4 protein-coding genes are annotated in these 14,147 nt (G+C 55.5%); 2 read left to right on the top strand and 2 right to left on the bottom strand.

Going from position 1 to position 14,147, the window contains the following annotated elements; translation table 11 throughout:
- Positions 1-47: 47 nt before the first annotated feature.
- Together FF011L_RS10475 and FF011L_RS10470 are read right to left on the bottom strand one after the other, a co-directional pair.
- Entirely contained in the window at positions 48-2,711 is a 2,664-nt protein-coding gene (locus tag FF011L_RS10475) for a serine/threonine-protein kinase (protein ID WP_145351629.1), read from the bottom strand.
- Positions 2,712-2,850: 139 nt separating this feature from the next.
- A complete protein-coding gene (locus FF011L_RS10470) occupies positions 2,851-3,474 on the bottom strand; it encodes an ECF-type sigma factor (protein WP_246109850.1) in 624 nt (207 codons plus the stop codon).
- Between the two features lie 401 nt (positions 3,475-3,875).
- On the opposite strand from FF011L_RS10470, the gene FF011L_RS10465 reads away from it, so the two are divergent.
- A complete protein-coding gene (locus tag FF011L_RS10465; protein ID WP_145351628.1) occupies positions 3,876-7,127 on the top strand; it encodes a hypothetical protein in 3,252 nt (1,083 codons plus the stop codon).
- Entirely contained in the window at positions 7,124-13,936 is a 6,813-nt protein-coding gene (locus tag FF011L_RS10460; RefSeq protein ID WP_145351627.1) for an ICP22 family protein, read from the top strand. Before FF011L_RS10465 ends, FF011L_RS10460 begins: the two co-directional genes overlap by 4 nt.
- Positions 13,937-14,147 lie beyond the last annotated feature (211 nt).

Below are 14,147 nucleotides of genomic sequence, written 5' to 3'. Positions count from 1 at the left end.
ACAAGGAAACCAGTCGATTGACAATTCGCACATTGAGGGGGCGTTTATCACAGTTCCGGTGGAATAATGTCCTCCACCACCTGAAAGTGGCGCACATCCGCAAAAGCTGGATGGGCCGACATCAACAGTGCAAAAGACGTTGGCGGTGCCAGCGCGAGCGTTTCGATATAGGGTCGATCCGCACGGTTCCGCCTTGCATCCAAGATGGCGCGATTCATTTCCGGACCGAAAGCTCCGTACGGAAAATCTGCTAAGCGTTTTTCTCGATTCAAATAATATTCTTCAGGCGACATTCCTGGCCGCCCCAGAATGCCTTGCAGACCAGCCGCGGTATTATATTCCTCACGCTCCTCGTGCAAATCGATCACCAACCCAATCGCATCCCGGTTGTCCGGAAATTCTCTGAGGATCGCCTTTGTCTGTTGGCCGGCTCGGAGCCGATCGCCGTTGAACCAACGAATCCGTGCCGCATCGATTCTCAACGTGAGGGAAAGTGGATTCAGTTTGACTGCACGACTGGCGGATTCAACCGCTTGATCACCGAACCGTGAAGCGGCACAGTACAACGCGTACTCATGCTGCAGCTGCCAACTGTTGGGCATCAAATCAAGTGCTTTTTGGAAATGGTTGTCCGCAAGGATCCAATCAAAATCAATGCGCCAGCGGAACATTGCCGCCGCAAGGTTAACCATTCCCGAATCACCGTTCAGCACCAATGCCTGATCAATCGCCTCTCTCGCTTCAATAATCAGCCCGACACGTTCTTTGAATTCGGTTAACCCGGCGATCGAAAGGGCGGCCAGTGCAAACCCTGCATGAGCCTCTGCATACCCCGGATCGGCCCGTCGCGCTTTCCCGAAACAAGAAAGCGATTCCCGCATTCCAGCCGGACTATCAGGATCCAGCCTTGCTTCCCCGTTGACCAAGCAACCGTACGCTTGATCGTTTTCAACTTGCCCACTAATCCGCAGGGATGACAGCTCATCACCAATCCTTTGGGCGATCACGGTGGCGCTACTGCGTTGCTCAAAGGGGAAAGTATCGGCGTGGTAGATGAACTCTTCGCCCCACAGCAATTCACCATTGGAAGTGTCAACTAACTGCAGGTTCACTTGGTTCGATTTGCCTTCTCCTGTTAATCCGACCAACACCAAGCCCTCGACGCCCAGTTCTTCTCCGACTTCGACGTAATTCGAAGCATCGACTTTCATGGATCGATAGGGCAAAAGTCGCAGCGAGGGTTGTTTTGCCAATTGGAAATGCACCGACATTGCAAGGCGTTCTTCTTCGGACATCAGCCGATCGCCCAGGGGCAGACGGTCCCCTTCGCCTTCAAAATGGATCGGCAGCACGGCAAGCGAATTGATTGCCAAGCCGGGAGGGCTCATCACCTTCCAAAGTGCGACACCACCGAAGGCTCCCAGGATGCCACCGCCAATTCCTTTAAAAATATTCCTTCGCGAGAAGAGCATTGGCTTGGCAGGCATCGGCCGGCCAATCGAGCTGTGCGTTGCGGTTTCCCGCATCGCTTCCCTGTGTGCAGCTGCGGGCGAGACAGACGCTGCCCCATTTGCCAGTACGCCGCCACCTGCGGCAGTCGGCGGCAGAGTTTCCGCGGCGGGAACACGCAGCCAACGAGCCACCTCGGCAGCCGACGAGGGACGCTGTCGAATATCTTTTTCCAAGCAGCGAAGGATCGTCAGAGCCAAGTCAGGGTCGGTCGCCTCGATCTGCGAATTCCCGACAGGAGGCGTATGTAAAACCGCCCCGAGGGATTCGGCCAGTGTCTTGCCAGGAAACGGCGGTTTTCCGTAGAAGCATTCGTGCAGGACACAACCCAGGCTAAAGATATCGGCAGCGACGGTTGCTTTTTCCCCGCGGGCCTGTTCCGGGGCCATGTAGCCTGCCGTCCCCATCACGATCCCACTTGCGGTCGGATCATGGCTATCGGCTTGCTGTCCTTCCGGAGCTCGAGAGAGCCCAAAATCGAGCAGTTTTACGGAGGAACTGTTTTTCGTATCCGAATCGGATTTTGAATTTTCGATCAGGAATAAATTTTCCGGCTTCAGGTCCCGATGCACGATTCCTGCTTCATGGGCCGCCGTTAAGGCATCGGCGATCTGAGCTCCAATCCAGCGGGTTTGAGTCGGGGTCATAGGCCCGCGTGCAATCCGTTCCCGGAGGGTTTCACCCTCCAGCAATTCCATCACCGCATAGGGCCGCCCAGCGTGGCTTCCGACGTCATACAACGAGACGATATTGGCGTGTCGCATCGCGGCAACGGCTCGCGATTCCCGCTCAAATCGGTCGACCCTTTCCCGGTGCTGCGACCAGTCATCGGCCAGCACTTTGATCGCAACCGGCCTTGCCAACCGCGAATCGTACCCGCGGTAAACGCGCCCCATTCCTCCGCGTCCAATCAGCGATTCGATCCGGTAGGGACCGATATCGACACCGGGGCGAAAAACCGAATCGTGTGGTTCGGAAAGGGTTTTCGGTTGGGTTGGCTGCAGCGTCGAAACTTTACTGCTGGACAGTTCTGCATTCACCGCTTCAAGTTCGGCGACCAATGCTTCACGATCAACATCAGGATTCGCAGCGATGACATCTGAAACATGCGGTGCTTGGCCCGCTTTGAATTCAGCTTCGAAATTCAAGCAGATGGCATCGATTCGAGCCATCTCATCAGCGGTTAAATTAGAAAATGTCACGCGGGCCTCTTGCACAAAACCGATGCAATTTTGGAATTAAACAGTCGTCGCCTTTTGCTACACAGGCAGTGTTCGCCATCAATGCTGCAGGTCTCGCTAATCCTGCTGGTCTCGAACAACTTCTATCATACCGCACCTATCAGGGGGTTTCCTCGGTTTCCACCGCCTCGGTCCAAGTCTTACGAATCAGCTGCAGTCGGCGTTCGACGGCTCGTTTCGATAATTCTAGACGTGTGGCGATTTCGTCAACCAAAAAACCCTCCATTCGCATGATCGCAATTTGACGCAACTGCTCATCCGGCAACTGGTTTAGCAGCGAGTCACACTCTTCAGCCAATTCCGCCTGGAGATCGGCGGTCTCATCTTCGCTGGCGATTCCCCCCAGTCCGGCTCCGCGAATATCGTTCGCATCGACAAAAACCGATTCTCCCCGAACCTGCCCCCCACCCCGCTTCTGACGGGTCTGGTGACGAAAATGAGCGTGCGCTTTCCGGCCAGTCAGCGTAATTAGTAATCCCCAAAGGTTTTCCGGACCCGACAGGTCGGGAAATTTGTCTTCCTGAATTCCGGCAATAAAGCTGTGAAAAGCACTCAAAGCGACATCTTCTTCATCGCTAGAACGACGCAAAGAAGCGGGCAGCCGACTAGCCGCAACGCGTACCAATCGCTGGTAGTACAAATGCCACAATTCGGCGGTCGCCTGCTGGTCCCCCGTGCGGACCGCATCGATCATCTTCGCAAAGGATTCGCTCGACTGCGACAAAGGAACTACCTGAACCAAGAGTAAAAACGGCCTCGCAATTGATTTACTAGAAGGTCAGTATACCGCTTTTCGCCAAAAAACCATCCGTGTCTCGATTCTTGGTCTGCGAGCGGTTTGGTAGCCCGAACTGACGATCGCCCCCAACAAAGAAACCAGCTCCCCCTCTACAGGCTATTCGGAAAGTTTTTTAAGCTCCGACAAAAAAACCTGGGTGCATGATTCTGCCGGTTTTTTCGGATTGGAGGGATAGAAAACGCCCGAAGCAATCCGGAATGAGGCCTTTCACTGTCTATCGTTGGCAACGTCGCATAATATGGAGCACATCCGCCCCGTTTATTCGTTATTGTGAACGTGGTGTGCCTAATCTAGCAGCCTACCATCCAGCAGCCTGTCTTTTCTTGATGTCCGTTCGAACTGCTATCGCTTTCCGTTTATTCTCGATTGCCTGCATGATGCTGGTCGGAGAAGGGCTGGTTGCTGCGCAAGGAGAACCTCCGGTTATTCCAGCGGAGCGAACCCCGGTCTTAGAAGAAAGCCTCAACACGTCGGCGTTTTATCTGCTGGATGAATCAGGCAATCGAGTCATCATGCCTGGGATGACTTTGGAAGAACTGGAACGCCTGAAAAATCTGGACCAGGGCTACGCAAAACCGAAACTGCCATTCAGTTACACCTCCGTCCAAATTTCGGGGACCGGCGAACAGAATCATGCCGACCTAGAAGTCGACATGGAAATCAAGGTGGACGCCTCCCCTAACGGGAGTATCGGAATTCCCCTGCGAATGGGCAATTTCCATCAGGTCGCACCGGCCGAAGTAACAGGCGTTGAAGATTTCCGGATCGATTATGAACCCGAACTTTACGGGCACGTCCTCTGGATTCAGGCCGAAACGGCCAAACAGATCAAAGTCAAACTGCAGGTCAGCGCCAAAATCGACGTGGTCTCCCGTTCCAGTCTGGAATTTCAGCTGCCCGCAGCCCCGACGACGGTCGCCTTGTCGGTCCCCGGTAAGAACATTGTTGTAACGACCGAAGGTCGCGGCGATGAAGTTGTCCGGCCTCAAGAGAAACCCGATGGCAAAACCGAACTGATTGTGGAAAGCAGCGGCAGTGATTTCCGCTTGAACTGGGAACCCGACAACGAAACCGAACGGACCGGCCAAGTTCTGGAAGCCCAAACCGCATGGTCGCTGCGTTGGTTAAGTATCGAAGACAAACCAACCGCGTCGGTCGACCTGACCGTTACCAATCTGCGAGGCGATCTGGCCCCGTTTGAAATCGAATTCGCCTCGGACCTGAGAATGCTTGAGCATCTGGGCGCCGAGATCGTATTGGTAGAAGACAAACCAACGGAAAATGGTGAAGCAGCAAACACCGCGGTCGATCGTCCTAAGCGATACCGAGTGATCCCGAACGCGACGACCACCGATGAGGTCGACCTGCAATTTGAGCTGGAATTTTCTGCAGACAATTTTGATGAAACCAATCCACTACGAATTCGCGGATTGAATGTTATTGGTGCCGTCAGCCAAAGTGGCGAAGTCGAAATTCGCAGCGATGAAGACTACCGCTTACGCTGGCTTCGTCGTCCCTGGGTTCGCAACCTTCCCAATTCGGGGACTGCGGACAACGACCCCAATATCTATCGCTATTCGTTTAATCGTGTCCCGTTCGATTTGCCCGTATGGCTGGCAGCACGTCAACGTCGCCTGCAGGTTGACCCGTCTTTCAAAATTCGGCTCCGCCAGTCCGTCGCGGAACTGGAACTGGACATCCGCATTAGCGGGGCGGCGACCGACGGGCGTGTTCTGCCAGTGCAAATGGGGTCCTGGAAAGTCCAATCGATCACGACCGAATCGGGGGACGTTAATGTTGAATCGATCGCCGACGAGAGCCTAGAGGAAATCGATCTCTCTTCATTGACCGGAACGGGCAATGAAGAACGAGGGCTCCAGATCAAAGCGGTGCGAACCATCCCCGCGGACGAAAATCGAATTGAATTGCCTCTTCCCCATTTCATTTCCGATGATGACACATTGCTGATTCAACCAGGGGAATTGGATGTTCACACCGACCCGGGGCTGACGCTTGTGGTCGATCTAGCCGATTCGATCAACGTCGATGAACAACCTTCCTACATCGATTCAGAAGAACAATCGCCGGTCCTGCGATTTGACGTCCAAACGCTGGCTCCGGATGCTCGACTGGTCGGATTCTTAGAAAACGATCGCCCCCGCGTCACGCTTGAAGCCAACGCCAACATCACCCTGGAAGAGAATCAACTGCTGACAGTTGTCAATTGGAAATTGCAGCCGCAGCGAGGACTTTCCGGGCATGTCCCCCTGGCGATGCCGGCCGATGAGGATTGGAAAAACTGGTCGGTCACCGTCGACGACCGTCCCGCGGTCCTGCGTGAAAACAAAGAGGGAGGCATCGACCTTGTTGCCGCACTTCAGGGAAGTGAAACCCACGCCGTTCGATTCACGAACATCCGCGAAGTCGACGCGTTTCAAGCATTGCCGACAACCCTATCGATCCAGTTGCCGCGTCCGGCAATCAACGACCTGTCAATCCTTGGGGAAATCCCGATCACGCTCCGCGGGTCCGCAACCATCGACATCGACATCGATTTCGCTGGCCGCCCGATGAGTGAACTAAGGTTGGACGCCTTGCCTCCACGTCCGCTCGTTATTCGGCTGCGTGAAAAATCACTGCAACAGCAGCGCATTGTCATGAGCCGTGTGATGCTGACAACCCAGTGCGGTCGGGGAAGTCGCTACGAGCGTCTGCTGGCCACGGTCAGTGGGAGCGGGAATTTAACGATCCCGCTGAAAGGGGAACTGCCGAATTTAACCGTCGATCTAAAAGTCGACAAAACACCTCAGTCTGCCGTTCGCAGCACCGACGGTTCGTTGGTGATTACGCTTCCCAAAGATCAACCCGAACATGTGATCGATCTGCAAATATGGTTCGGCGGCGAAGTCTCCTCCTTGGCGATGCAGTTAAGCCCAACCATTCAGTTGCCGATCGGAGTCGGAAAAGTCTACTGGAACGTGATCGTCCCCGAGGACCAGCATGTCGTCTGGGGATCGCCGACCATGGGTCGCGCGATGGTGTGGCAATTTGATCGCTGGCGAATGCGGCGAATCCCAATCGAAAGCGAAGCCGCCCTGGCAGAATGGGCCGCGGACGCTTCGCATGAACAAACCACCATTCCCAATCGGTATCTTTACATCGGGACCGATGCGGCTGCACTCCGAGCGGTATCGTTGGGAAGAGCCGTGATCTGGGCGATTGTGGGCAGCCTGGTGCTTCTGATTTCGACTTTATTGGTGGCCATCCGCCAACTGCGGCATCCCCTGATGGTTGTGGTGGCTGCCGTTGGTATTTGTGGACTGACTTTACTGGCACCCGATGCTGCGGTCCTTAGTGGCCAACTGACCTTGTTAGCACTAGCCTTGACCGCGGTCATGTTAGGCGTCCGCGCGGCCTTGCGGACGCGACCTCATGAACGCATTTTGGACAGCAGCCGGCCGATCCCACGCGAAGGATCGACTCGCAGTCTGACCGCCAGCCCCAGCGGGATTGGTACCTCCGGGTCCTCGCTAACCCGATCGCTTCCGGCAACCGCCAACGTTGGAGAGCAGTCTTGAATTCCCGAAAATGTTTGGCAGCATTCGTTTTCAGGAATTTCACATGGTGTGGAGTCCTGCTGGCCGTAATGATCGCTGCTTGCGCGACTCCACTCGCTGACGGGCAAGATTCGGTGCTGTCGCCGCAGGACGATCAAGAAATCCACTACCGCCGGATCTTCGTTTTAGAGAAACAGGCGGCGGCACTCCTTCCTCGCAATTATCGACCGGTGGCCGTTGATGAACTGGAAGCCAAGATCGAACGGCAACGCGAACGTGCGGATCAACTGAACGCATCGCGTCCGCGGCTCGATCACGTCGTTTGCACCGTCCGCTACGACGCTCAAAGCCAAGCCCTGATCTCCAAAGAGACCGTTTTACGCATCTCTTACAACGACGAAGGCGAAACGCAACTGGACCTGGGCAAACTGAACTGGGCGTTGACCGACATCGAACGTTCTAGCGGCCAAGAGGTTTCGTTTCCGCGTGTTCTGACCGATGGCCAAGGAAATACCGTTGTTGCGATTCAAGAGGCTGGCGATGTCAATTTGAACTGGTCGTCGCAAGGGATTGAAATGCCCGACCAATCGGTTCGCTTTGCCCTTCAAATGCCGCGGTGTGCGCGCACCGAAATGATTCTGGAACTGCCGGCAAACCTGCGTCCGGAAACCGATCACGGCGTGCTGAAGGAAATCTTGCCGCCCGAATCGCCCGATCAAGATGCCTCCGCTGAAGATTCAGATGCCGCGGATAAACCCGATCCAGTCGACACCGAAGAATCCTCGGAGAAGGAGTCAACACAGAAGGAATCGTCCGACGCTGAAGAATCGACCGAAGCTGAGAAAACAACCGACTCCGATTCAGTTGACTCCGGCGACCCTTCAGAGCCCGAGCCTGCCGACGCCGCCGAACAAGCCGACGCGACCGAGCCTGCCGCTTCGCCTGAACCCATTGCCACCAAGAAACAGACCGATGAATCTGATGAAGCGGGTGGTGCTCCCAATCGTTGGTATCGAATTGAATTGGGGGGAGTCCAGGAGTTGATCCTGACATTAAGCCCCGTGCAAGCGACCGCCGATCAAACGCCTTTGGTGATTCGCAAACAAGCGATGCAGTATCGTGCCAATGCCAATGGCGTTGAATGGTCGCAGCGATTCACCGTCGACATCGTTCCGGGATCGATGTTTGCCCCGCTCCGCATTCGCAATGGCCGCGTGACCTCGATCACGGTCAATCGAGAAAAAGTGAAATGGCAGGAAACGCTCAGCAAAGATGAGACGTTGATCCAAATCACCGACCCGGTCCCAGGACGAAATGCGTCGACCGCCACGGCGGTCGATTTGACCCTAACCGGCGTTGTTGAGCGACCGGCTCAGAATCTTATTGCGCTGCCGTGGCCTCAGTTCATTGATCGTCATGTGGTAACGGCTACCCCTGCGGCACAGGCTCAGATCTTGACCGATCCCGCAGTGACGTTAACCCAATTGGAAGTTCCGGCCGGCTGGAGCCTGCGGCCTTCGTTGATGTCCGAGGGTGGGGGACATACTTACATTATGGAAGGCAGCATCCTTAGTGACTTCGAACCACCTGCTGCGCAACTGACACAGACCGCTGAAGGCTGTGAAGTCAACGCCGCATTAAACCTGACCATCGAAGAGTACGTCCTGAAATCTCGCTGGACGGCGGACATTGACCTAGACCGTCAACTGGAACCGATCCGGCTGCAATTCCAACCCGGCTGGAGACTAAAGTCTCTGGTCATTTTGGGTTCAGGTCGAGTCATCGAACTTCCGGGGAATCGCCGCAATGTAATGATCTGGCCGGAACCGGCGGATGTTGAAGAGGGGAAAATTCGGCTTCGCGTTAGCGGCGAGCAAATCCTTAAGATTCCTGAAGGCAACAACACTTTAACGGTTCCGGCGACTTGGTTCGTACGGGTTCAGGGTTGCCATACAAAGACCTTCGGCAGTGTTTCTCCTCCACAGATCCTTCGCTGGGCTGCCGGGACGGTTCTGAATGGCCCATTGGCGAAATCAAGCGAATTTTCTGCCGCCGAGCTAGAACAATTGGGCCCCGTCAATAATGAAGCGATCTATTTCCGCCTGCCATTCGATAATACTCCGGCCCTAGAACTGGAACGTCCTGTACCGACGATCAACGCCGATTTAACTTACGAACTTGGCACTGAGGGAAGCGACCTTACCGAATTGATTACGCTGTCCTGCAAGTCCCCATCCTCCACTCAGACAACATTATTGGTTCGCTGCGGGGATCGCCACGATCGCCCGTTGCTAACTTGGTCGTTGGCAAAAGCGGCAGGCGCGGGATGGTCCTTACCGACACTGGAAACGGAAGCGGAACCCAACGAGGAAACTTGGCGGATCACCCTTCCTCCCGGGCATCGCGGCGACGTCAAGCTGACAGGTCGCCGGCGTTATCGCCTTCAAAACGACCAGGCGATTGACCTGCCTTCGTTGGCTCAGTTTTCCGCTGGTGAAGCGAACGCATCGATCGCGGTTCAGCAGAACCTGACGGCGTCGCTGGGAAGCGGTATCGAACTACAGAAAACGTCGGGGCCGATCGAACGAGTCCCAAGCATCGATACCAGCGAAAGTCTCCGCCGCCTTCGGTACGAACCATCGACTCCTTCCACCATCTTCTTAGGTCCACGTCCCCGTGACTATTCGCCTGCCGTCCTCTGGGATGAATCGGTTGACGTGATCGCATCGGTCCACTGGGGCGACACGATCCTCGCCCGCTATCAGACCGACGGACGGCAAGACTTCGAACTGGAACACGATCCCGATCTGCGACTCGCTGAAGTTTTCATTAATGGAAAACGGACCGAACTGAACTCGACCGACCAAACCTTGGCGCACACCAGCATTCCCACCGATGGGTTTCCGCAGCAAATCGAATTGCGATTCGATCGTGCTCAGGCAACCGGTGGGGCCGTGCGCAAGTGGACCGCGCCAACATTGCAACCAGAAGGCGTCGTGATGAAGCGGAACTGGCGACTTTGGCCCGCCGCCGATTCGTTTACTCCGCTCAGCTCCAATGGCGACATGACGCCACCAGCCTTCGCAGGAGGACCGCTGGGGTTACCGACAACGACCTCGAACTCGGTCGACCTGCCCAAACGGGATTCATCCCTTTGGCTCCTTTCGATCGAATTAGCCCTGACCATCGGAATCGTCACCGCGCTTCTTCTGTTCGCAATCAGTTGGTCGCTGACAAGGCGTCGCCCTACGGTGGTCTTGCTTCTGGTCTTGCTAGGCCTAACGTGCGCGGTCGGTTTACCGGATTGGTTTTTTATTATTTTGGCGTTTGGGATCACTCCGACGATTGCTGCGGCGTTACTTTCAACGGCGCTGCGCGACAGAAACGCTGAATTCCTACGTTCCACATCGCCCAGTAATTCGTTGGACCTTGGATTGGCTAAAAGTGGTGTGGTCTTATTGATCGGATGCGGGTCGATGTTTGCGGGCCTTTCGCAGGTGTCCGCCCAAGAGACGGCTCCTCCCGCTTCGACGCCGCGGGTTCAGGAGAAACCAGCTCGCGAGATTTTCCCGATCATCATCCCGGTCGATGCCGATGGCGAATTGGCCGGGACGCGAGTCTACGTACCCGAACGCTTGTATGGCCAGCTGTACCGCCGCCCAGACGTCCTCGGAAACGAAATGAATCAGCGTTTCCATAATGCTGAGTATCGCGTCCGCACCAGCAGCAATTCGAATCGCGATTCAACCGTCAAAATTGAAGCTCGGCTGGAGATCGAAACCAGCAGCGTTGATCGCCCGGTCCGGCTACCATTTCTCGCCGACACGGTCCGCGAAGTCGACATCCTAAACGGCGGCGCTCCGCGCACCATTCGTTGGCTTCCCAATGACAATACGATCTCCGTGCAACTGCCCAAAAGTGGCGTAACGACCCTCCGCGTGACCATGGAAGCGGATGTGGAAGTGGACGAATACGGAGTCCATAACTTTGCGTGTCCGATCCCTGCAATCAGCGCCAGCAAACTGACATTTGATGCGGACGTGGAGGTGGACCTAATCGATTCACCAACCAGTCGTGGGATTCAAAAAACCGAACTTGCCAGCGGCGATTTGACCGCTCAGATTGGACCGACCGACACGCTGTCGCTTCGGTGGCGTCCGGTTCGCAGTGGCGGGGCGGCTCAGGTTTCCCCCGTGGCAAGGCGAATCCTGGTACAGGCAAGTCCCCAGCGAATCGTGACCGAGTGTTTAATGGATGTTAGTTCGATCAAATTGGACCGGGCCGGCGATCTGGTTTTAGAATTCGATTCACTGCCACTCCCATCATTGCTCTCGCCATCCTGGTACGTTGTCCCCAAAGCCAATTCCAGCACATCCAGCGACTTTCCACTCCGCCTTCATTTGCGATGCAGCGACCGCCGCCTGCCTCCCATTCGCTTGCTATGGGAAACGCCAACCGTTGATCTTGAAATCTCCGAGGAGAGGCCAGACCTCAGCGAGTACCCGCTGCCTACGGTTCGAATCATGGGGCAAGAAGCGCTCCGTCCAACCTTTATTGGGCTGAACCAATCAAGCGGTCAAAGGCTACAACTAAAGGACCCGCGCCAGGCGGCGACCATGCCGATCGACCGTTTCTGGGCCGGCTGGAATTCCCAAGAGGACGTACTTGAGCAAGCCTTTATCACCGAAGCGGACGCCCCAATCCTGTTGTTGTCGACGGCGGAACCAGAACCTTGGCGTGCGACGCCCAGTCAACGCTTGTTAGTCCGCAGCGATTCGAATCGCGAGAATCTACAATTGCTGATGGAATACCAAGCCATCGTCCGCCCGACAGGCAACGCCAGCCCTCCGATGCAACTAAGCGTTCCCAAAGGAATGCGAATCCACGCGGTCACCCAGGATTCTCAAGAGGTGACCGTGGCGCCTCCGCTGACCGGCGGACTGCGAAAGATTAAGCTTCCCGAACCGACCACCAACGATCCATTTGTCATTCGACTTCGAGGATCGATGGACGTACCGATCAGCGGTCGGTTTTCACCACCGTTCATCGGGCTTGAAGGCGTCACCGTTACGGAAGGGACCTATTCCTTAGCACGAGGAACCGAAGTCGACGTCATCGAACACCTGGCCCCCGGATTACCGGCGGCGACTCCAACGCTGACCAACAGCGCACGACTTGCTGAGAACATTGTTCCCCTGTGGTCATGGTCTTGGACTCCCAATGATGCCGCAATGCGTTCGGGGGTCCTCCCGGGACGATTCGAAGCAGTCCGAAACCCGACTGAAATCTCGGCTTTACAGGTTACCGACCTGACCTTTTCAGAAGGTCGCTGGACGATGGAAGCAACGATTCGACTTGATCCCTGGCGTGGCAAAATCGATTTCCTCACGGTAGAGATCCCATCGCGTTGGGGTGAAGACCTGGAAGTCACCAGTGCGGAATCATGGTCGACGCAACCGGCCGCCGACCCAGCGAAACAACTTGTCCGCATCCTCCCCGAAAACCTTCAGTCCTCCAGCCACGAAATCCGCTTCCGAAGCCGTTTGGTCGGAGGGGACCTTAGCCAAATTTCCGTCCCTGAGATCCGCTTGCTCGGCAACGGTCCTCGACGGTTGATCGTCGCGGTTCCGCTGCAGATGGATAAAACAACCATTGGATGGGATGCGACCGGAGCCCGCCGCGACATCGACACCGAAGAAATTGACACTTTGTTTCCTCAAAGTGATTTGTCAGGCAAAAAATTATTTGACGTGACCGGTGCTTGGTCGGTGGTGATGGTCAACCAGACTCAGACCCCTCCTGTCCCGTCTGTCAGCTTGCTGGACGCTCAACTGTTCTTCCAGCCCAATCAGGCACCCTTGGTTCTCTGTCGCTGGGATCTGTTCCCCGCCGATACTCAAACCGTCAAGATCCGACTGCCAGAAAATTTCGAGCCGCTTGGACAGTGGACAGCCGGTATCGCCGTTCCGCTTCAACAAAACAAAAACGAACTGACCGTCCCTTTAAGCATCAGCCGAATAGCCCAGCCGATCGTGCTGCTGGGACGATACAAAGAAATATCCTCGGCGACAAAGGCACCCCCTCAATCATCGGCAATCCCCTTGCCGACATTGATTGGACTGCCTGCCGAAGAAACATGGGTGACTCGCTATGAAACAGAGGCGACCAAGAACAGCCCGCTAACCGATTCAGAATGGGAACGCTCAACTCAGACCGAACGTTACACCGCTTTGGCAGATTCCGTGTTGCAGTCGTTGGAAGCATCCCGCGAAGGATTGGCGAACCGACAAATCGAAGAAGTGGAAGCTTGGCTGTCCCCATGGCTTTATCGGTTCGAAAAATTGATGTCCGCAGAGCAAATCGGAACGATTCAATCCGAAGACGACGACGACGACCAAAACCTCATGGAAATTGAATCCGTTCTTGAAGTCCGCATGAGCGAGTATTTGAATTCGGTGTTAGGAACCACTGAGATTGAAGCCAAGGAGCAAGATTTGCTTCCTCTCCTGCCGGCCGACTGGAACGTTGCAACGGTGATGCGATACCCAGGCGGCGCCACCGAAGTTCCCGGAGAGCACGTGATCAAAGAACCGCTGCAACTCGAGCGTTGGTTTCCCTATCTATCGATGGGGATGCTAGCCAGCCTGTTCATATTAGCGCTATTTCAGTTTCATGACCGTTTCCAGGAAGCGATCCAGACTCCCGCTTTTTGGCTACTGCTGATTGGACTTGCAGGGCTTATCGTTGCCCCGCTGCCGGTCGCGATTGCGATCTGCCTAATTGGGTTGACCGCCAAACGGTTGCGTAAAACAACGCCTGCCCATCCCTAAGTCAGACGCGGCCGCCAATAGCGTTTTCCTTTTCGCATTCAGCCGGTCGATCGAATCGTCAGCGGGAAAAGATTGTCGTCATTCGCTTGGGACGTGAAATTTATGAGTGACGGTTTCAACTCTGCCCGTCCGAGTCTGAGTGCAGTGGTTTTAGCCCAGCGGGCGACTGACAAGCCTGGTTCTGTCGCCCGCTGGGCTTTCCTTTTCGCGA

The sequence above is a fragment of the Roseimaritima multifibrata genome, assembly GCF_007741495.1.
Lineage (GTDB): Bacteria > Planctomycetota > Planctomycetia > Pirellulales > Pirellulaceae > Roseimaritima > Roseimaritima multifibrata.
Note: the sequence above shows the minus strand (reverse complement) of the source record. Positions and strands in the feature narration are given on the sequence as shown.